Origin of the sequence: Ancylobacter crimeensis, assembly GCF_023016805.1 — a bacterium.
GTDB classification, from domain to species: Bacteria; Pseudomonadota; Alphaproteobacteria; order Rhizobiales; family Xanthobacteraceae; genus Ancylobacter; species Ancylobacter crimeensis.
In genome coordinates, this window is record NZ_JALKCH010000010.1 from 76,014 (window position 1) to 94,234 (window position 18,221).

The following is an 18,221-nucleotide window of genomic DNA, read 5'->3' on the forward strand; positions in this document are numbered from 1 at the left end:
CGTTAGTGCGGTTCGCCGGCGGCGCGGTCGAAGGCCTGCTTTTGCGCGTCGCTCGCCTCGCTCTGGTGACGCACCTTCCACTCCTCATAAGGCATGCCATAGACCGCCTCGCGGCTCTGGTCCTTCGAGAGCGGCAGCCCGCGTTCCTGCGCTGCGTCGAGATACCAGTTCGCCAGGCAGTTGCGGCAGAAGCCGGCGAGATTCATCAGGTCGATATTCTGCACGTCGGTGCGCGCGCGCAGATGGGCCACGAGGCGACGGAAGGCGGCGGCCTCCAGTTCGGTGCGGGTGGTCTCGTCGAGGGCGGCAGGGGCGGACATGGCGTCCTCCTTGTGATGTTCACGTGGTCTCGAAGATGGGATCGACCGGGCCGGTTCGCGAGCCGAAGGCGCTCACCTGACGCATCTCGGGCCTTGTCAACATCGGTGGCAACAGGCGGGCGAGCCGTTCCGCCCATGCTTCCTCGCCCGCGGCATCACCGATCAGATCCTGCCGGATCTCGATGAGCGCATGGGGCAGGCCGCGTGCCGTGCCGTGGCGGAACATCACGTCGTTGCGCAACGCGCCGTCATAGGGCTCGTTGTCTCCGACCACGAGATCGCCCTCGGCGCGCAGCCCGTCGATCAGCAGCGTGCTGAAGCGCGGGTCCTGGTCCCACAGGATCGCCGCATGCCAAGGCCGCGGGACGCCGCGCCAGACCGGCGTGAAGCTGTGGATGGAGAGGAGCACCGGTACTATACCTGCCGTGCGCATCCGCGCGATCTCGGCCTCTATGGCGCTGTGATAGGGGCGATGGAAACGGGCGATGCGCCGGGCGATTTCCTCCTGTGTGACGTGCCTGTTGCCCGGCACCACCGCGCCATCCGACAGGCGCATCACGAGCGTGGGGTCGTCCTCGCCGCGATTGGGGTCGATCAGCAGGCGGGAAAAATGGGAGAGCACGGCCGGGCAGCCGAGCCGGCGCGCCAGCCCGCGCGTGACGCCCGCAACGCCGATATCATAGCCGATATGCCGCTCCAGCTCGGACTGCGGCAGGCCGAGCGTGCCGTATTCCGCCGGCATCTCGTTCGACGCATGGTCGCAGAGCAGCAGGAGCCCGCTTTCCGCAGCGCCGGCCACGCGCTCGAACGCACCATATCCGGCCTCGCTGTCCAGCGCGGCGGAGGTCATGCTCTGCGGGGGAGTTCCGTTCGAATCCTCTGGGGTGCGACGACGCATCATCCGTTCCGTAAAACACTCTATAGACAGAGGCATAGTGACGAACGCGGCGGGGTGCCATAGGAATACACCGCTTCGCATGGCGTGATGGGCGGCAAGACCCCCTGGAACGCGGCGCACACTATAAGGGGCCTGCGCCAAGCAGGGTATGGGGAGTAGGAATGACGGATTCGCCGCGCGCCTTTCTGGATGAACTGTTCAATGCGGCCGTGGCCGCGGCCCATCCCTCGACCTGTCTTCCGCCCGTGCTGCCACCGGCACCCGTCAGCGGCCGGCTGATCCTGCTCGCCGCGGGCAAGGCCGCCGGCTCCATGCTCGAAGTCGCCGAGCACCATTATCTCGATACGCTCGGCGTCGATCCCTCGCGTCTCGTGGGTATCGGCGTCGCCCGCCATGGCTATGGCCGGCCGACCCGGCAGCTTGAAATGGTGGAAGCCGGTCATCCGGTACCGGACGCCGCGGGCCTTGCCGGCGCGCAGAAGGCGCTCGACCTCGCGGCGAGCGCAACCGCGGACGACCTCGTGCTGGTGCTGCTCTCGGGCGGCGCCTCGGCGAACTGGATCGCGCCGGCCAGCGGCGTCGAACTGGACGACAAGCGCGCCTTGACGCGCGCCTTGCTACGCTCCGGCGCAAACATCACCGAGATCAATACGGTGCGCAAACATCTCTCGCGCATCAAGGGCGGGCGGCTGGCAGCGCTGTCGCAGCCGGCGAAGGTGGTGACCCTCGCCATTTCCGACGTGCCGGGCGACGATCCGGCGGTGATCGGTTCCGGCCCGACCGTGCCCGATCCCTCGACGCTGGCCGAGGCGCGCGAGGTGCTGACGCGCTATCGCATCGACCCGCCGGCTTCGATCGCCGTCGCCCTGCGCGACCCGGCCAACGAATCGCCGAAGCCCGGCGACGCCGCCTTTGCCAACGCCGAATATCACCTCATCTCGCGCCCGCTGGATTCCTTCGTCGCGACCGAGAAACTGGCGCGCGATCGCGGGGTGGAGCCGATCCTGCTCGGCGACAATCTCGAAGGCGAGGCTCGCGACGTTGCGGCGGCACAGGCGGCTAAGGCGCTGGAGCTGAAGGCGGCCGGCAAGCGGGCCATCCTGCTTTCGGGCGGCGAACTCACGGTAACCATGCGCGGCAATGGCCGTGGTGGCCCGAATCAGGAATTCGCGCTCGCCCTGGCCGAGGCGCTGGGGGGAGCGAGCGACATCTATGCGGTCGCGGGCGACACGGACGGCACCGATGGGGGCGGCGGCGATGCGACCGATCCTGCGGGCGCCTTCGTGCTGCCGGACACGCTTGCGCGAGCACGCGAGGCCGGCCTCGACCCTGCCGCGTTCCTGGCCAATAACGATTCGACCACCTTCTTCGAGCGGATCGGCGACCTGCTGAATCCGGGACCCACCTGTACCAACGTCAATGATTTCCGCGCCGTATTCATCGACGTCTGACACGCTGCCGCTGCCGCGCCGCCGCGGCGTCCCGCGCCTTGCCGCCTTGCTGGGCGGGGCGGGGACGCTGCTCCTGCTCGCCTGCGCGCCCGCGGCGGCCGATTTTCGCCTGTGCAACCGTACCGACAGCCGGGTGGGTATTGCCGTCGGCTACAAGGACGGTGACGCCTGGGCGACCGAAGGCTGGTGGAACGTGAACGCCAATAGCTGCGAGACGCTGCTGCGCGGCGATCTCGTGGCACGGTATTATTACGTCTATGCGGTGGATTACGATCTCGGCGGAGAATGGGCCGGCAAGGCCTATATGTGCACGCGGGAAAAAGAGTTCACCATTCGCGGCATCCAGGACTGCCTGGCGCGCGGCTATGACCGCACAGGCTTCTTCGAGGTCGACACCCACGAGCAGCGCAGCTGGACGGTGCAGCTGACCGAGCAGAGCCAGCCCGGCACGTCCACGCCCGGCAAGGTGCCGATCCCGCCCAAGGCACCCGAGCGACCCTGAGCTAACATATTAAAATAAGACAGAAAAAACGCCGCATCCGGCATTCAGATGCGGCGTTTTTTCTGAAGCGCGGAAGGCGCTGGCCGTCAGTCGATCGGCATGGCGGTAAACTGCACCTGTCCATTGGGATCGGACACCATCAGCAAGGCAGACTTGCGGCCGTCCTTCTTGAGGGCTTCGAGCCGCTTCTGGATGTCCTGCGGGGTTGAAACCGCCTCCTGATTGACCTCGAGGATGACAAGGCCCGGCTTGATACCCTTGTCGGCCGCGGCCGAGCCGGAATCGACGCCGGTGATCATCACGCCCTTGATCTCGTCCTTCAGCTTGAACTTGGTGCGCAGGTCGGCAGTGATCTCGGAAAGATCCAGCCCCATCAGCTTGGTGGTGGCCGGCTTGGCGGCCTCGGGAGCCTTCTTTTCCAGCGCGGCCTGCTCGACCTTCTCGCTTTCCTCAAGGCGGCCGACCTTCAGGCGCAGCGTCTCCTGCTTGCCCTTGCGGATGACGACGACATCGACCTCCTTGTCCACCGCCGTGTCGGCCACGACGATCGGCAGGGAGCGCATGTCCTTCACCTCCTTGCCGTCGAAGGCCACGATCACGTCGCCGGCCTTGATGCCCGCCTTTGCCGCGGGGCCGTCATCGGTGAGGCCGCCGACGAGGGCGCCGCGGGCCTTGCCGAGCGAGAGGCTTTCGGCGATGTCGTCCGTCACCTGTTGGATCCGCACGCCGATCCAGCCCCGCCGCGTCTCGCCGAAATCGCGCAACTGCTGAACCACCGGGATCGCGGTGTTCGAGGGAACCGCGAAGCCGATGCCGATCGACCCGCCGGAGGGCGAGATGATCGCGGTGTTGATGCCGATGACGTCGCCATCCATGTTGAAGAGCGGGCCGCCGGAATTGCCGCGGTTGATGGCGGCGTCGGTCTGCAGGAAATTGTCGTAGGGGCCCGCATTGATGTCGCGGTTGCGCGCCGAGATGACGCCCACCGTCAGCGTGCCGCCGAGGCCGAACGGATTGCCGACCGCCATCACCCAGTCGCCGACGCGCAGCGCGTCGGAATTGCCGAACTTCACCGCCTTGAGCGGCTTACTGGCATCTGGCTTTACCCGAAGCAGCGCGAGGTCGACCTTGGTGTCGCGCCCGACGAGTTCAGCCTTGAGCTTTGAGCCGTCATTGAAATTCACATAGATCTCGTCGGCGTCGGCGATGACGTGGTTGTTGGTAACCACCAGGCCGGAGGCGTCGATGACGAAGCCGGAGCCGAGCGAGGACACCTTGCGCGGCCGTTCGCCACCATTCTCGTCCTGCTGCTGGCGGCGCTTGAAGAACTCGTCGAAGAATTCCTCGAAAGGTGAGCCGGGTGGCAACTGCGGCGTCGGTACGCTGCGCTGGGCGGCCACGGTCTGCGAGGTCGAGATGTTCACGACCGCGTCCATCACCTGCGCTGCGGTGTCGGCGACCGTGTCCGGCCCCTTGGTCGCTGCCGCATGGGCCGCGAGCGGAGCCGCGAGAACCATTGCACCGAGAGCGAGGGTGGCGAGCCGGCGGGACAAGGAAGAAAACGGCCCGCGCGGCCTCTGGGTCGGGGTCAGGAACATCATGCCTCCTTGGAGCCGGGGACGAGCTTCGGCTGGCTTGCGGCTCGTGTCGCCGCGGAATGCGCGCCGCCAGCACATGCCGCCAGGGTGGCCGGGCAGGGTGGAACGCTGGACCGGCCGGTCACGCGATGCAAGCCAAAAGCGTGCGAGGCCCTGAGGCAGCACCGGCTGGCGCAACCGGTCAGCCGCGCACCAGCCAGACGACGACGAGCCCCGCAATCCCCCCGCAGATGCCGAGGATACGGAGTGTGTGGTCGGGTAGTGCGTGCAGGGTCGCCATGGCCTGACGCGTTGCGGCAGGAAATGCCGCAAGCATCAGGCCTTCCATGACAAACACCAGACCGAGCGCGACGATGAGATCCGACATCGCCGCCCGCGATCAGTTGGCAGGTGCCGCGGGTGCTGCCCCAGGTGCCGGCGCACCGGGCTGGGCAGCGGTCGGCGTGCCGAAGAACCGGAAGAACTCCGAATTCGGTGCCAGGAGCATGCGGGTATCCTCCGGCTTCATCGCCGTCTCGTAAGCCTGCATGCTGCGGTAGAAGTCGAAGAAGGCTTTGTCCTTGCTGTAAGCATCCGCGAAGATGCGCGCCTTTTCCGCATCGCCCTCGCCCCGGAGACGATCCGCGGCCGAGGTGGCCTCGGCGACGATGACGGTCGATTCGCGATCCGCCTTGGCACGGATGGTCTGGGAGGCTTGGCCACCCTGGGCCCGGATCTCGGCCGCCTCACGCTGGCGCTCGGTCTGCATGCGCTCGAACACCGCCTGGCTGTTCGCCTCCGGCAGATCGGCCCGGCGGATCCGCACGTCCAGCACGTTGATACCGAAACTCTGCGCCTCGCGGTTCACCTGCTCCTGGATGCGGGTCATCAGCGTCTCGCGCTCGTCGCGGACCACCTGGATGAAGGTGGATTCGCCGAGCACGCGGCGCAGGGCCGAATTCAGGATCGTAGCCAACCGCGAATTGGCTGCATCCACCGTTCCGACAGCCTGATAGAATCGCAGCGGATTTACGATGCGGTAACGGGCGAAGGCGTCGACGACGAGCCGCTTCTGGTCGGCCGCGATCACCTCCTGCGAGGGATTCTCGAGGTCGAGGATGCGGTTGTCGATCAGGATCACGCTGTCAATCAGCGGGACCTTGGCATTGAGGCCGGGATCCGTGATGACGCGGACCGGTTCGCCGAAGCGGAGCACCAGTGCCTGTTGCGTCTGATGTACGGCGAACAGGGAGGAATAGATCAGGATGAGGACGAGGGCGGCGACGATCGCGCCGAGGATGCCGAGCGCGCCTTTCATCGGGCCGCTCCCTGCGCGTTGGCGCCGGCGTTCGGTCGGCGTTCGAGCGCGCCGAGGGGCAAATAGGGAATGACGCCCTGTCCGCCTTCCGCCGAAGGATCGATGATGATCTTGTCGATGCCGCTGAACACGCGCTCCAGCGTTTCGAGATAGATGCGCTGCCGCGTCACGTCGGGAGCCTTCTCATATTCGGTGAGCACGCTGAGGAAGCGTGCAGCCTGGCCCTGGGCCTCGATGATGGTGCGTTCCTTGTAGGCCTGTGCGCCCTGGCCGATACGGGCGGCCTCGCCGCGCGCTTCCGGCACCACGCGGTTGGCATAGGCCTGGGCCTCGTTCTGGAGGCGCTCGGCATCCGCGCGGGCAGCCTGCACGTCACGGAACGCATCGATGACCTGCTGCGGCGGGTCGACCTTCTGCAATTGAACCTGTGTGACCTGGATGCCGGAGCGATAGGTGTCCAGTGTGCGCTGCATCAGTTCCTGCACCTGCTGCTCTATGCCCTGGCGGGCGCCGGTGAGGATCGGCTGGATGTTGGTGCGGCCCACCACCTCGCGCATCGCACTTTCGGCGACGGCCTTGATGGTGCCTTCCGGGTTCTGAACGTTGAACAGGAAATTAGCGGCGCCGACATCCTCGGTGCTGCCGGCGGCGGCGGGCTTCACCATCCAGAACACGGCGAAATCGACATCGACGATGTTCTCGTCGCCCGTGAGCATCAGGCTCTCTTCCGGGACGTCGCGCATCGCATTGCCGCGGCGCGGATCGTCGCCGCTGCGGCTGCCGATATCGATGCGGTTGATGCGTGTGACCTTGGGGGTCAGAACGGTCTCGACCGGATAGGGGAGATGGTAGTTCAGGCCGGGATTCGTGGTGGAGATGAACTTGCCGAACCGGAGCACGACCCCCTGCTCGTCCGGCTGGACACGATAGAAGCCGGAGAGGAGCCACGCGGCGACAACCAGCGCGATGACGAGGACGATTCCCTTGCCGGAGCCGAAGCCGCCGGGAAGCGTGGTCCGAAGCCGATCCACACCGCGGCGGACGAGGTCTTCAATATCCGGCGGATTGGGACCCGTGGACTGCGGGCCGTTACCCCAGGGACCGCGCGGCCCACCACCCCATGGACCGCCGCTCTGGTTCTTCCACGACATGCCGTCGCAACTCCCGTTTACGCACCCGAAACCAAAATCTTGTCGCGCGGGTGCGCAACGCAACGGCGGCCCGTGTGGTGCAATCAAAGCAACCGTGCCTCGCATGAGGCGCGACGGGGTCCGTTTATAGGTGACGACACACCCGCTTACAACGCATCCCCGCGGGCGGACATATGAGGCGTCAGGCCAGATTACGCAACGGTAGACCGGGTATGGCTCGCCTTTTCTTGATAATCGCCCTGATCGCGACTGCTCGACGCGTTCCGAAAATGGGCGAGCACGAAGAGGCGTATCGCAGAAGACAGATTGCCCTGATTGCGCCCGGAATCGATCGACGCGACAATCTCCGACAATGTGCTGCGGCGATTATTTGCGATTTCCTTCAGGGCGTCCCAGAACTGATCTTCCAGACTGACACTGGTCTTGTGCCCTGCGATCACGATTGATCGCTTCACCACCGGGCTCTTCATGTTTCATCCCCTTGCATGCGCTTGTGTCCTTCGAGCAAACGCATTCGTTGCTCCTCCCGAAGCGCTTCGGCTTCGCGTTCCTTCTTCGATCGGCCAAAACGGTAACGGTTGCCAGCCGCGCTTTGTTCCGCCGCCTGCTTCTCGATTTTTTTACGGTGGCGACGAAGGTTGATGATCTCGGACATGGGCACGTGCCTTTCAACCCTGTTGTCATGCATTGCTTCCACGCGCAGCGTCAATTGCCACATCCGACTATGGATTCGGCAGTGACCTGCATGCGAAGGACTTCCGATGCCGTCAAAATGTTCCGAAAATGCGCCATTGTTGCTCGTTTCGATGCGGATGAAGACTTTTTTGTCGGTTAAGGAGGACGTTGCAGTGGCGCCTCGACTGTGTGCGGCGCAACAGACCTGCCTTAAGATGTTGCGCAGCAGTGAGGCGAGGCTGGGCCGGCGGGCCGTCCTAGGTCGCATTCCTCGGACCTGCGGCGCATGCTAAATCCGCGCACGAGCAGACGGCTCGGACCGCGCCGCTGTCTTTCCCGCCCGATATCGCACGAGGCACGCATGACCGGAACCCGCATCGAGACCGACACCTTCGGCCCCATCGACGTCGCCAACAACAAATATTGGGGCGCGCAGGCCCAGCGTTCGCTCGGCAATTTCAAGATCGGTTGGGAAAAGCAGCCGCTGCCGATCGTGCGCGCTCTCGGGATCGTGAAAAGGGCGGCGGCGGAAGCCAATAGGCAGCTCGGTCGTCTCGATCCCGCGCTGGCCGACGTGATCGTCCGGGCTGCGGACGAGGTGATCGAAGGCAAGCTCGATAGCCATTTCCCGCTCGCGGTCTGGCAGACCGGCTCGGGCACCCAGTCCAACATGAATGCCAACGAGGTCATCTCGAACCGCGCCATCGAGATGCTCGGCGGTGTGCTCGGCTCGAAGAAGCCGGTCCACCCCAACGATCACGTCAATATGAGCCAGTCGTCCAACGACACCTATCCGACGGCGATGCACATCGCCTGCGCGGAAGAGATCGTGAACCGGCTGCTGCCCGCGCTGCGTCATCTGCAGGCGGCGCTGGATGCCAAGGTCGTGCAATGGTCCGGTATCATCAAGATCGGCCGCACCCACACGCAGGACGCGACCCCGCTGACGCTCGGCCAGGAGTTTTCCGGCTACGCAACGCAGATCGCCAACGGCATCGCGCGGATCGAGCAGACCCTGCCGGCGCTGATGCAGCTCGCCCAGGGCGGCACCGCGGTCGGCACCGGCCTCAATGCGCCGATCGGCTTTGCCGAGCTGGTCGCGGAGAAGATCGCCGGGATCACGGGCCTGCCTTTCACCTCGGCACCGAACAAATTCGAGGCGCTCGCCGCGCATGACGCGATGGTGTTCTCCCACGGCGCGATCAACACCGTGGCGGCTTCGCTCTTCAAGATCGCCAACGACATCCGCCTGCTCGGCTCCGGCCCGCGTTCCGGGCTCGGCGAGCTGTCGCTGCCGGAGAACGAGCCGGGCTCGTCGATCATGCCGGGCAAGGTCAACCCCACCCAGTGCGAAGCGCTGACCCAGGTCTGCGTGCAGATCTTCGGCAACAACGCCGCGCTTACCTTTGCCGGCAGCCAGGGGCATTTCGAGCTGAATGTCTACAATCCGGTGATGGCCTACAATTTCCTGCAGTCGGTACGCCTGATGGCTAATGCTTCGGTCAGCTTCACCGACAATTGCGTGGTCGGCATCGAGGCCCGGGAGGACAACATCACCGCCGCGCTGGAGCGCTCGCTGATGCTGGTCACGGCGCTCGCGCCGAAGATCGGCTACGACAACGCCGCCAAGATCGCAAAGACGGCTCACAAGAACGGAACGACGTTGCGTGAGGAAGCTGTCGGCGGCGGGTATGTTACAAATGAAGAGTTCGATGCCATCGTGCGACCGGAGAAGATGATTTCTCCGGGTTGACGCATGTAGACTTGATTTTAACAAAGACGACATCTTTGTGGCGGTCGCATTACCGAAGTTTCATTTGAAGGAAATGCGGCCGCGGCGCAGGATCATGCCACCCTCTCACGGAGTGACATGCCATGAAGCGCCCGATCGTCGCCCTGACAGCCGCCGCCCTTCTGTTCGGCACCGGCCTTGGTACCGCTTTTGCGGACAATGCCAAGGCCGCGGCGGATCCGGCGGCCTATTCCGCCAAAGCGCTCGAGCGTAGCGAGGCGCGGATCGCGAAGCTGAAAGCCGACCTCAAGCTCACGCCCGACCAGGAAAAGCTCTGGCCGCCGGTGGAGAGCGCCATGGACGCCTTCATCAAGCAGCGCATCGAGCGCCGTGCCCACATCATGGAGATGCGAGGACAGGGCGGAGACAAGAATGTCGACATCCTCACCCGCATCAACATGCGCGGCGAGGCGATGGTGACTTCCGGCACCGCGATGAAGCAGGTCGCGAGCGCCGCGCAGCCGCTCTACGCCACGTTCAATGACGACCAGAAAAAGAGCTTTGAGCGTATTCTTCGGCGTGCGGAGCAGCACCGCAAGGGAGATCGCAAGGCGGGCGACAAGGCGGGCTCGGATGACGGTGCGACCGGCACGACCCCCTGAGCCGGAGCCCGCCACCATCGGAGGATCGTCGTCCACATGCCGACACCCGGCGAGCGCGATCCGTTAGGAGGTGGTTAAGGGCGGGGAGGCCAAGCTGCCGGCGGATGAATGCTGGTTCCGCCAAAGTTCAGCCGATGGGGCTCCCCGCTCCATGAGAATCGGCGGCTCGGGTCGCCGGAGCTCTTCGCAGACTGATTTCTCAATTGGACCCGGGGTGCCGCAAGGCCCCCGAAACAACTCACGCCGCCGCGCCACCCTCGGCCGGCGGCGTTTCTTTGCTCAATTTCAGCTCTCCGCCAGTATCTTCAGCGCCTCGCCGGAGACGCGTTGCACCGTCCATGCCGACATCGGCGCCGCGCCGATCGAACGGTAGAAGCGAATGGCAGGCTCGTTCCAGTTCAGCACCCACCATTCGAAGCGTCCCAGTCCCTCGCTCACGCAGCGCCGGGCAAGATGGCGCATCAGGTTGCGCGCAATGCCGCGCCCGCGAAAGGCGGGCCGCACGAACAGGTCTTCCAGATAGATGCCGTGCCGGCCGACGAAGGTGGAGAAATTGTAGAACCACAGCGCGAAGCCGACGGGTTCGCCATCCCATTCCGCTATGTCGCAGAACGCGCGCGGGTTTTCGCCGAACAGCGCGGCCTTCAGATCATCCACACTCGCCTCCACCTCGTGGCGCAGGTTCTCATATTCCGCCAGTTCGCAGACGAAGGCGTGGATCAGCGCGGCGTCCTCGGCGTGCGCGGGACGAATGGTCAGGCTCATCGGGCGATATCTCAGACGGCGACGGACGCCTTGATGGCGGGGTGGGGGTCGTAGCCCTCGACCGCGATGTCCTCGAAGCGGAAAGCGAAAAGATCCGTCACCGCGGGGTTGAGAACGAGGCGGGGCAGGGCGCGCGGGCTGCGCGAGAGCTGTTCGTGTACCTGCTCGAGATGGTTCGCATAGATGTGCAGGTCGCCGAAGCTGTGCACGAAGTCGCCGACCTCGAGCCCGGTGACCTGAGCCACCATGTGGGTGAGCAGGGCATAGCTGGCGATGTTGAACGGTACGCCGAGGAATGCGTCCGCCGAGCGTTGGTAGAGCTGGCAGGAGAGCTTGCCGTCCAGCACGTAGAACTGGAACAGGCAGTGGCAGGGCGGGAGCGCCATCTGCGATATGTCCGCCGGATTCCAGGCGCTCACGATCAGGCGACGGGAATCGGGGTTTCGGCGGATTTCGGCGATGACCTGCGCGATCTGGTCGATCTCGCCGCCCTTGCCGTCCGGCCATGACCGCCACTGGTGGCCATAGACCGGGCCGAGCTCTCCCATGTCATCCGCCCACTCGTCCCAGATGGTGACGCCGTTCTCGCGCAGGTAGCGGACATTGGTGTCCCCCGCGAGAAACCACAGCAATTCATGGATGATGGAGCGCAGATGCAGCCGCTTGGTGGTGACCAGCGGAAAGCCTTCGGCAAGGTCGAAGCGCATCTGGTGGCCGAACAGCGACAGCGTGCCCGTGCCGGTGCGGTCATCCTTGCGCCTGCCTTCGCGCAGGATACGTTCCAGCAGTTCGTGATATTGCCTCATGGGCCTCACCCGTCCCGTTCTGCGCCCGGCAATCTACTACAAATAGTAGGCCCGTAGCTACAGGCTACATTTTGAAGCGGTCGGAATGCACAGCTTGCAGCCGGCTCTACCAGAAATCGGGGAGCGCCGGCGAGAGGTCGCCGCCGATCCGCACCGGCGCCACCTTCACCGCTTTGCCGGAGCCGTCCGTCTCGATGGCGAGGCCGGTCAGCGTGCCGGGCCCTGCGGCGGGCTCGAAGCGGGAGGCGCCGATCTTGCGGGTGAAGCGGCGTAGGGGCTCTTCCTTGTCCATGCCGATCACGCCGTCATAGGCGCCGCACATGCCGGTGTCGGTCTGGAAGGCGGTGCCGCCGGGCAGTATGCGATGATCGGCGGTCGGCACATGGGTATGAGTGCCGACGACGAGGCTGGCGCGCCCGTCGCACCAATGGCCGAAGGCCTGCTTCTCGCTGGTCGCCTCGGCGTGGAAATCAATGATGATGGCATCTGCCACCAGCCCGAGCGGGCAGGCATCGAGTTCGCGGTCGATGGCCGCGAAGGGATCGTCCAGCGGATCCATGAAGGACCGGCCCATCATGTTGACCACCAGCACCTGCGCGCCGTTCGTCGCCTCGATCAGCGCCGCGCCACGCCCCGGCGTGCCGGCGGGAAAATTGGCCGGACGCACGAGACGCGGCGCGCGCTCGATGAACACCAGCGCCTCGCGCTGGTCGAAGGCATGGTTGCCGAGTGTGACGGCGTCGGCACCGGCGTTGAGCAGGTCGTCATAGATCGCCTCGGTGATGCCGAAGCCGCCGGCGGCGTTCTCGCCATTCACCACCACGAAATCCAGCGCATGGTCCCGCCTCAGGCGCGGAAGGTGCTCGACCACGACCTGCCGGCCCGGACGACCAACCACGTCGCCGAGAAAAAGGATGCGCATGAGGGGTCTACTCCTCGTTGGTGAGGATGACGCCGGTATCGGTGATAACGGCGTCGAGCCGCTCGTCATGCGCGGCGGCGGGAAGATCGTCGAGGCGCTGAATCGCGAAGGCGTAGCCGATCGCCTCGATTCGCTTTACCCGGCGCAGCCGCGCCAGGGTGCGGTCATAAAAGCCGCCGCCATAGCCGAGCCGGTTGCCGTGACGGTCGAAGGCGGCGAGGGGGACGACGAGAATGTCCGGCTCCACCTCCGGCGCACCTTCCGCCGGTGCGGGAATGGAGAAGCGACCGGGACCGGCGCTCGGCTCCAGCACGGAGCCGGGGTCCCAACGGCGGAAGACGAGGGGCAGATGCGGCGCCACCACCACGGGCAGCGCCAGTATCGCGCCTGCTTCGCGCAGCCGCCGGGCGAGCGGGCCGGTGGGAATCTCGTGGCCGATCGGCACGAAGAGCGAGACGGTCTCTCCCGCCACGGCACCGAGCCACTGCATGGCGTGGTCCGCCGCCGTCTCGGCGAGGGCGGCCCGCTCGACCTCGGCAAGCGCAGCCCGCCGCTCCAGCGCTTCGCGCCGCAACGCCGCCTTGGCTTCTGCGATCTGCTCGATCTCGGTGGTCAGTTGGCTCGCGTGCGGCATGAAGGAGCGAAAGGGCTGCTGGTTCGTTCGGAAGCGATGTTTCGACCCTGGGCCGCTGCGGCCGGGCCTTCCGGGAGCGTCCGGCGCCGCCGACAGCGTGCGCCAGTTGGACGAAATGGAACAGTCAGTGCGGAGCCGCGATGGTCGTTGGAAATCGATCCCGGGAACCTACAACGTAGGTGGGCGCCGTGTGTCCGGACCCACGGGTCCGGTCAGGGACAGCTCCCTTTGAGATCGATAAGGCCCCGGGGAATATGTTCTCCTGACGCGCCCCGCAGCCCCGCATGACAAATCTAGGATGCACTGGGGCGGAATGCCAGAGTTTTGGAATATTTCTCCCCTGTTCGTGACAGGGGGAGGACCAGCGCAGCCAGGGCCGCGCTGGCACGTTGTTTCGCTCAGGCGATATCCAGCACGATCTTGCCGACATGGGCGCTGGTTTCCATGCGGGCATGGGCGCGTGCGGCGTCCTTGAGCGGGAAGGACTGGTCCATCACCGGCTTCACCTTGCCGGCCTCGATCAGCGGCCACGCCTTCGCGATGAGGGCGGCGGCGATCTCCGCCTTTTCCGTTCCGGGGCGTGAGCGCAGCGTCGAGCCCATATGCGACAGGCGCTTCAGCATCAGGCGCATATAGTCGATCTGCACCTTGGAGCCTTCCATGAAGGCGATCTGAACGATCCGCCCGCGCGGGGCGGCGACCTCGTAATTGCGGGCGATGTAGGAGCCGCCGACCATGTCGAGAATGACGTTCACACCCTTGCCGCCGGTGGCCTGCTTCAGCTCGGCGACGAAGTCCTGCGTCTTGTAGTCGACGGCGAGATCGGCACCGAGCTGACGGCAGACCTCGCATTTCTCGGCGCTCCCGGCCGTCGTGAAGACGGTGGCGCCGAAGGCCTTGGCGAGCTGGATTGCAGTCGTGCCGATACCGGAGGTGCCGCCGTGGACAAGGAAGCTCTCGCCCGCCTTCAGCCCGGCGAGGTCGAACACATTGGTCCACACGGTGAAGAAGGTCTCGGGCAGCGCCGCCGCCTCGCGCATGGAGAGCCGCTTCGGCACCGGTAGGGCGGAGCCCTCCTCGGCAAGGCAGTATTCGGCATAACCGCCGCCGGAAACCAGAGCGCAGACCGCATCGCCCACCTTCCAACGGGTGACGCCTTCGCCGAGAGCGACCACTTCGCCGGCGATTTCGAGGCCTGGAATGTCCGGCGCGCCGGGCGGCGGCGGATAGAGGCCCTTGCGCTGCATCACGTCCGGCCGGTTTACGCCGGCGGCGGCCACCTTCACCAGGATTTCGCCCGCGCGGGGCGCGGGCACCGGGCGCGTCTCCGGGACCAGGGCCTCGGGGCCACCGGGGGTTGGGATGGCGATGGCGGTCATGCTGGTCGGCAGTGCGGTCACGGCGATCCTCCTGGCAGCCGGCCCGGCGGCCGGCGCGGCAACGTTTCGTCGGGCGGATGTGGTAGGTCATGCCTGCCGGGCTGGCAACCTTCGCCGCCCGGTAATAGCGTGTCCGGCCCACGTCTGAAGGAGGCTGCCCCATGAGTATGGAAGACGAGCCGCGCCGGGTGCGCCCGGCCATCGAGGTGGGCGCCGACATCTCCACGCTCTCGGAAACCGAGATCGAGGAGCGCATCGCGGCGCTCGCCGCCGAGATCGAGCGGCTGAAGACCGCGCTGTCGGCCAAGAAGGCTTCGCGTGCGGCGGCCGACCTGTTCTTCAAGCGCTGACCCGGCCGGTTATCCTTAACGGCGGAGTAACCTTTCCGGGCGTAAAAGGAGAGCGTCCGCTTTCGGACGCGAGTGGCTCCTGTCCACTCTGCTTGACGCCTCCCTGTCAAAGTACCCCTGGGGCCGCCTGTGTGAGGCGGCTCTTTTTTGTGCGCGGCGGGCGCCTTCGCGCAGGCCCGCCCTCGACCGGCGCGGTGTGTTGCGGCAAGACTGCTTCCATGAATGACGATGATCGGGTCCGGCCCGTCGATTTCCGCGCGCGCATGCTAGCCGCACAGCGCTTCGACCAGCTCTTCGCCGCGGGCATGGATCTGGTCGAGCAGAGCGCGGCCTATCTTGACGGACCCGGCCGCGACGACAGCCGGATGCTGGGGCGCACCGCCTCCCTGGTCTATGCCCGCGAGAGCATGCGCCTCACAACGCGACTGATGCAGATTGCGTCCTGGCTGCTGCTGCAGCGCACCGTCAATGAGCGGGAAATGACGCCGCCCGAGGCCGAGAGGCAGAAGGCCAAGATCGATCTCGAAAAGACCCACCCGATCGAGGACGACGAGGCGGCGCTTCTGCCGGAGACGCTGCTGGCGCTGATCGAGACCTCGCACGACCTGCGCACGCGCATCCTGCGGCTTGACGGCGCGCTTCACACGGCATCCCGCGAGCCGGCCAATCCTGTGAACGACCAGCTCGGCCGGCTGCGTGCGGCCTTCGAGCGCCGCTGACGCCACTGGCATCTTCAGCAGCGTGCGACGTCTTCAACATCTTGCGACATGGCAGCGCGGCGCTTCGGCTCTCAACACGCGTCGCGTCGCGGGAAAGGCTCAAACGACAAAAGCCCCCATGCGTCGCATGGAGGCTCACGCCGTCTTCCGAAGAATCCCGCAGCCGCGCGCGAGGCGCAGCCGCCAAGGATTCGTCAGGCCTTGAGGAAGCCTGCGAACTTCTTCTGGAACTTCGACACGCGACCGCCGCGGTCCAGCAACTGCTGCGAGCCACCGGTCCAGGCCGGGTGAGAGGTCGAATCGATGTCGAGCTGAAGGGTGTCACCCTCCTTGCCCCAGGTCGTGCGGGTCGTGTACTCGGTGCCGTCCGTCATCACCACCTTCACGAAGTGGTAGTCGGGATGGATGTTGCTCTTCATGGGTTGCATCCTCGCCGCCGCGGGGCCGGGCCCCGAAAGGGAGCCGCGCGGCGATCTTCAAAACGATCCTGCCGGAAATCCGTGCGGGTCTATAACCGAGAGCTTGCCGTGACACAAGCCGACATCCTGAGGTCGTCGCCAAACGCCCCCGGAGCCGATCAGGCGCCCTCCGAAGCGTCCCGTCCGCGTGTGCGGCGCAGCCTGCGCCCGCTTGCCGCCTTGCGGCCCCACCTGATGCGGTATCGCGGCCGGGCGGCGGCCGCGCTCGCCGCATTGGTGGTGGCGGCCGTTGCGACTCTGGCGGTGCCGATCGCGGTGCGCCGCATGATCGACCTCGGCTTCGACGCCAACCATGCCGGTTTCATCGACCGCTATTTCGCGGTGATGGTGCTGGTGGTCGGTGCGCTCGCTGCGGCCTCGGGCCTGCGCTACTACCTCGTCATGACGCTGGGCGAGCGGATCGTCGCCGACCTGCGCGCGGCGGTGTTCTCCCGCCTGCTGACGCTGGACGGGCGCTTCTACGACACCGCGCGCTCGGGCGAGCTGATCTCGCGCCTCACCGCCGACACGACGCAGATCCGCAGCGCGGTCGGCTCCTCCGCCTCGGTGGCGCTGCGCAACATCGTGCTCTTCATCGGCGCGGCGATCATGATGGTCGTCACCAGCGCCTGGCTGTCGGGCGCGCTGCTGGTGCTCATCCCCGCCATCGTCGTGGTGCTGATCGGTTCCGGCCGCGGAGTGCGGCGGCGCTCGAGGGCGGCGCAGGATACGCTGGCCGAGGCTTCCGCCTATGCCGCCGAGGCGATCGGCGCGGTGCGCGCGCTGCAGGCCAACACCGCTGAGCGCGCCGCGGACCGGCTGTTCGCAGGCGAGATCGAGCAGAGCTACGGGGCGGCGCAGCGGGCGATCCGGGCGCGGGCGCTGCTCACCGCGGTGGGCATCTTCCTCGTCTTCGCCAGCGTGGTCGGCATCCTGTGGGCCGGGGCCAATGCGGTGCTGGCGGGCACGATGAGCGCGGGTACGCTGGGCCAGTTCGTGCTCTACGCGGTGCTGGCGGCGAGCGGACTCGGCCAGCTCGGCGAGGTATGGGGCGAGATCTCGCAGGCCGCTGGCGCCACCGAACGGATCACCGAATTGCTGGAGACGACCTCCGATGTCCGCGCCCCGGCGAACCCGGTGCCGCTGCCCGTTCCGCCCCGCGGTGAGGTGCGGTTCGAGCAGGTGTCCTTCGCCTACCCGACCCGACCCGAGACTCTTGCGCTGGACGGCTTGTCGCTCACGGTGAGGCCGGGCGAGCGCGTTGCCATCGTCGGGCCCTCGGGAGCTGGCAAGAGCACGCTGTTTCAATTGCTGCTCCGCTTCTATGACCCCGCGAGCGGCCGCGTTCTGTTGGACGGTGTCGACACCGTGCGTGCCGACCCGGAAGACATGCGCTCCCGCCTCGCTCTGGTGCCGCAGGATGTCGCCATCTTCGCCACCACGATCCGCGAGAACATCCGCCTCGGTCGCCCCGAGGCAAGCGATGCGGATGTGGAAGAAGCTGCCCGCCTTGCCCTTGCCGACGAGTTCGTCGCCCGCCTGCCGCTCGGCTGGGAAACCCGTGTCGGCGAGCGCGGCGTGACGCTCTCCGGCGGCCAGCGCCAGCGCATCGCGATCGCCCGCGCCGTGCTGCGGCGCGCGCCGATCCTGCTGCTCGACGAGGCGACCTCGGCGCTCGATGCCGAGAGCGAGACGCTGGTGCAGCAGGCGCTCGATCGTTCGATGCAGGGGCGCACCACGCTGGTCATCGCCCATCGCCTTGCGACCGTGCTTTCGGCCGACCGGATCCTGGTGATGGATCATGGACGCATCGTGGAAGAGGGCACCCATGCCAGCCTCGTCGCCCGCGCCGGCCTTTATGCGCGCCTCGCGGCGCTCCAGTTTGGACGGGCGGCCTGACGG

21 protein-coding genes and 1 other RNA gene are annotated in these 18,221 nt (G+C 66.3%); 7 read left to right on the forward strand and 15 right to left on the reverse strand.

Going from position 1 to position 18,221, the window contains the following annotated elements; all coding sequences use genetic code 11:
- Positions 1-2 precede the first annotated feature (2 nt).
- Positions 3-320: a DUF1244 domain-containing protein gene (locus MWN34_RS15235; RefSeq protein WP_247030167.1), complete on the reverse strand. Its 318-nt coding sequence runs from the start codon at positions 318-320 to the stop codon at positions 3-5.
- A 19-nt stretch (positions 321-339) separates the two neighbouring features.
- Positions 340-1,218, reverse strand: a complete 879-nt coding sequence (locus MWN34_RS15240) for an N-formylglutamate amidohydrolase (protein ID WP_425532122.1) — start codon at positions 1,216-1,218, stop codon at positions 340-342.
- 161 nt (positions 1,219-1,379) lie between these two features.
- Here MWN34_RS15240 and MWN34_RS15245 point away from each other — a divergent pair, with 161 nt between their 5' ends.
- Both MWN34_RS15245 and MWN34_RS15250 read left to right on the forward strand, forming a co-directional pair.
- Positions 1,380-2,669 (forward strand): glycerate kinase type-2 family protein, encoded by a 1,290-nt coding sequence (locus MWN34_RS15245; protein ID WP_247030168.1) that lies wholly within the window; start codon positions 1,380-1,382, stop codon positions 2,667-2,669.
- Entirely contained in the window at positions 2,638-3,171 is a 534-nt protein-coding gene (locus MWN34_RS15250; RefSeq protein ID WP_247030169.1) for a DUF1036 domain-containing protein, read from the forward strand. Before MWN34_RS15245 ends, MWN34_RS15250 begins: the two co-directional genes overlap by 32 nt.
- An 86-nt stretch (positions 3,172-3,257) precedes the next feature.
- Here the strand turns inward: MWN34_RS15250 and MWN34_RS15255 are convergent, their stop codons facing one another.
- The 6 genes from MWN34_RS15255 to MWN34_RS15280 all read right to left on the reverse strand — a co-directional run bounded on the left by MWN34_RS15255 (position 3,258) and on the right by MWN34_RS15280 (position 7,872).
- Positions 3,258-4,772, reverse strand: a complete 1,515-nt coding sequence (locus tag MWN34_RS15255) for a DegQ family serine endoprotease (RefSeq protein ID WP_425532123.1) — start codon at positions 4,770-4,772, stop codon at positions 3,258-3,260.
- A 178-nt stretch (positions 4,773-4,950) separates the two neighbouring features.
- Positions 4,951-5,136 (reverse strand): DUF2065 domain-containing protein, encoded by a 186-nt coding sequence (locus tag MWN34_RS15260; RefSeq protein WP_247030171.1) that lies wholly within the window; start codon positions 5,134-5,136, stop codon positions 4,951-4,953.
- 12 nt (positions 5,137-5,148) lie between these two features.
- A complete protein-coding gene (gene hflC / locus MWN34_RS15265) occupies positions 5,149-6,066 on the reverse strand; it encodes a protease modulator HflC (RefSeq protein ID WP_247030172.1) in 918 nt (305 codons plus the stop codon).
- Positions 6,063-7,217 (reverse strand): FtsH protease activity modulator HflK, encoded by a 1,155-nt coding sequence (gene hflK / locus MWN34_RS15270; protein WP_247030173.1) that lies wholly within the window; start codon positions 7,215-7,217, stop codon positions 6,063-6,065. Before hflK ends, hflC begins: the two co-directional genes overlap by 4 nt.
- 191 nt (positions 7,218-7,408) lie before the next feature.
- The gene (locus tag MWN34_RS15275) at positions 7,409-7,687 is read right to left on the reverse strand and encodes a ribbon-helix-helix domain-containing protein (protein WP_247030174.1); all 279 of its coding nucleotides are present in this window, start codon (positions 7,685-7,687) and stop codon (positions 7,409-7,411) included.
- Complete coding sequence (locus MWN34_RS15280) at positions 7,684-7,872, reverse strand: DUF4169 family protein (protein ID WP_247030175.1); 189 nt, start codon at positions 7,870-7,872, stop codon at positions 7,684-7,686. Before MWN34_RS15280 ends, MWN34_RS15275 begins: the two co-directional genes overlap by 4 nt.
- A 381-nt stretch (positions 7,873-8,253) precedes the next feature.
- Between MWN34_RS15280 and fumC the strand changes: the two genes are divergently transcribed.
- Entirely contained in the window at positions 8,254-9,645 is a 1,392-nt protein-coding gene (gene fumC / locus MWN34_RS15285) for a class II fumarate hydratase (protein WP_247030176.1), read from the forward strand.
- Between the two features lie 122 nt (positions 9,646-9,767).
- Positions 9,768-10,286 carry a Spy/CpxP family protein refolding chaperone gene (locus MWN34_RS15290; RefSeq protein WP_247030177.1) on the forward strand — a complete coding sequence of 173 codons (519 nt, stop codon included), beginning with the start codon at positions 9,768-9,770 and terminating at the stop codon, positions 10,284-10,286.
- Between the two features lie 285 nt (positions 10,287-10,571).
- On the opposite strand, the gene MWN34_RS15295 is transcribed toward MWN34_RS15290, so the two are convergent.
- The 6 genes from MWN34_RS15295 to MWN34_RS15320 all read right to left on the reverse strand — a co-directional run bounded on the left by MWN34_RS15295 (position 10,572) and on the right by MWN34_RS15320 (position 14,813).
- The gene (locus MWN34_RS15295; protein ID WP_247030178.1) at positions 10,572-11,051 is read right to left on the reverse strand and encodes a GNAT family N-acetyltransferase; all 480 of its coding nucleotides are present in this window, start codon (positions 11,049-11,051) and stop codon (positions 10,572-10,574) included.
- An 11-nt stretch (positions 11,052-11,062) separates the two neighbouring features.
- Positions 11,063-11,857, reverse strand: a complete 795-nt coding sequence (locus MWN34_RS15300) for a thymidylate synthase (RefSeq protein ID WP_247030179.1) — start codon at positions 11,855-11,857, stop codon at positions 11,063-11,065.
- 106 nt (positions 11,858-11,963) lie between these two features.
- Positions 11,964-12,779, reverse strand: coding sequence for a TIGR00282 family metallophosphoesterase (locus tag MWN34_RS15305; RefSeq protein ID WP_247030180.1), 816 nt, complete (start codon positions 12,777-12,779; stop codon positions 11,964-11,966).
- A 7-nt stretch (positions 12,780-12,786) separates the two neighbouring features.
- Positions 12,787-13,413, reverse strand: coding sequence for a 5-formyltetrahydrofolate cyclo-ligase (locus tag MWN34_RS15310; RefSeq protein ID WP_247030181.1), 627 nt, complete (start codon positions 13,411-13,413; stop codon positions 12,787-12,789).
- Between the two features lie 128 nt (positions 13,414-13,541).
- A non-coding RNA gene (gene ssrS / locus MWN34_RS15315) (6S RNA) lies at positions 13,542-13,697 on the reverse strand.
- A 114-nt stretch (positions 13,698-13,811) separates the two neighbouring features.
- Positions 13,812-14,813 (reverse strand): NAD(P)H-quinone oxidoreductase, encoded by a 1,002-nt coding sequence (locus MWN34_RS15320; protein WP_247030182.1) that lies wholly within the window; start codon positions 14,811-14,813, stop codon positions 13,812-13,814.
- A 140-nt stretch (positions 14,814-14,953) separates the two neighbouring features.
- On the opposite strand from MWN34_RS15320, the gene MWN34_RS15325 reads away from it, so the two are divergent.
- On the forward strand, positions 14,954-15,142 hold the full coding sequence (locus MWN34_RS15325) for a DUF1192 domain-containing protein (RefSeq protein ID WP_247030183.1): 189 nt from the start codon (positions 14,954-14,956) through the stop codon (positions 15,140-15,142).
- A 218-nt stretch (positions 15,143-15,360) separates the two neighbouring features.
- Positions 15,361-15,861, forward strand: a complete 501-nt coding sequence (gene rcdA, locus MWN34_RS15330; RefSeq protein WP_281503041.1) for a protease adaptor protein RcdA — start codon at positions 15,361-15,363, stop codon at positions 15,859-15,861.
- A gap of 194 nt (positions 15,862-16,055) precedes the next feature.
- Here the strand turns inward: rcdA and rpmE are convergent, their stop codons facing one another.
- A complete protein-coding gene (gene rpmE, locus MWN34_RS15335; RefSeq protein ID WP_247030184.1) occupies positions 16,056-16,280 on the reverse strand; it encodes a 50S ribosomal protein L31 in 225 nt (74 codons plus the stop codon).
- On the opposite strand from rpmE, the gene MWN34_RS15340 reads away from it, so the two are divergent.
- On the forward strand, positions 16,263-18,218 hold the full coding sequence (locus MWN34_RS15340; protein ID WP_425532124.1) for an ABC transporter transmembrane domain-containing protein: 1,956 nt from the start codon (positions 16,263-16,265) through the stop codon (positions 18,216-18,218). The two genes, rpmE and MWN34_RS15340, sit on opposite strands and share 18 nt — an antisense overlap.
- The last annotated feature ends 3 nt before the right edge of the window (positions 18,219-18,221 follow it).

Coding starts and splice junctions, on each gene's coding strand:
- MWN34_RS15295 (WP_247030178.1), bottom strand. CDS start 11,051: ATGAGCCTGACCATTCGTCCCGCGCACGCCGAGGACGCCGCGCTGATC.
- MWN34_RS15275 (WP_247030174.1), bottom strand. CDS start 7,687: ATGAAGAGCCCGGTGGTGAAGCGATCAATCGTGATCGCAGGGCACAAG.
- MWN34_RS15325 (WP_247030183.1), top strand. CDS start 14,954: ATGAGTATGGAAGACGAGCCGCGCCGGGTGCGCCCGGCCATCGAGGTG.
- MWN34_RS15280 (WP_247030175.1), bottom strand. CDS start 7,872: ATGTCCGAGATCATCAACCTTCGTCGCCACCGTAAAAAAATCGAGAAG.
- MWN34_RS15310 (WP_247030181.1), bottom strand. CDS start 13,413: ATGCCGCACGCGAGCCAACTGACCACCGAGATCGAGCAGATCGCAGAA.
- MWN34_RS15245 (WP_247030168.1), top strand. CDS start 1,380: ATGACGGATTCGCCGCGCGCCTTTCTGGATGAACTGTTCAATGCGGCC.
- hflK (WP_247030173.1), bottom strand. CDS start 7,217: ATGTCGTGGAAGAACCAGAGCGGCGGTCCATGGGGTGGTGGGCCGCGC.
- MWN34_RS15260 (WP_247030171.1), bottom strand. CDS start 5,136: ATGTCGGATCTCATCGTCGCGCTCGGTCTGGTGTTTGTCATGGAAGGC.
- hflC (WP_247030172.1), bottom strand. CDS start 6,066: ATGAAAGGCGCGCTCGGCATCCTCGGCGCGATCGTCGCCGCCCTCGTC.
- MWN34_RS15300 (WP_247030179.1), bottom strand. CDS start 11,857: ATGAGGCAATATCACGAACTGCTGGAACGTATCCTGCGCGAAGGCAGG.
- fumC (WP_247030176.1), top strand. CDS start 8,254: ATGACCGGAACCCGCATCGAGACCGACACCTTCGGCCCCATCGACGTC.
- MWN34_RS15340 (WP_425532124.1), top strand. CDS start 16,263: ATGGATGTTGCTCTTCATGGGTTGCATCCTCGCCGCCGCGGGGCCGGG.
- rpmE (WP_247030184.1), bottom strand. CDS start 16,280: ATGAAGAGCAACATCCATCCCGACTACCACTTCGTGAAGGTGGTGATG.
- MWN34_RS15255 (WP_425532123.1), bottom strand. CDS start 4,772: ATGATGTTCCTGACCCCGACCCAGAGGCCGCGCGGGCCGTTTTCTTCC.
- MWN34_RS15235 (WP_247030167.1), bottom strand. CDS start 320: ATGTCCGCCCCTGCCGCCCTCGACGAGACCACCCGCACCGAACTGGAG.
- MWN34_RS15240 (WP_425532122.1), bottom strand. CDS start 1,218: ATGCGTCGTCGCACCCCAGAGGATTCGAACGGAACTCCCCCGCAGAGC.
- MWN34_RS15250 (WP_247030169.1), top strand. CDS start 2,638: ATGATTTCCGCGCCGTATTCATCGACGTCTGACACGCTGCCGCTGCCG.
- MWN34_RS15305 (WP_247030180.1), bottom strand. CDS start 12,779: ATGCGCATCCTTTTTCTCGGCGACGTGGTTGGTCGTCCGGGCCGGCAG.
- rcdA (WP_281503041.1), top strand. CDS start 15,361: ATGAATGACGATGATCGGGTCCGGCCCGTCGATTTCCGCGCGCGCATG.
- MWN34_RS15290 (WP_247030177.1), top strand. CDS start 9,768: ATGAAGCGCCCGATCGTCGCCCTGACAGCCGCCGCCCTTCTGTTCGGC.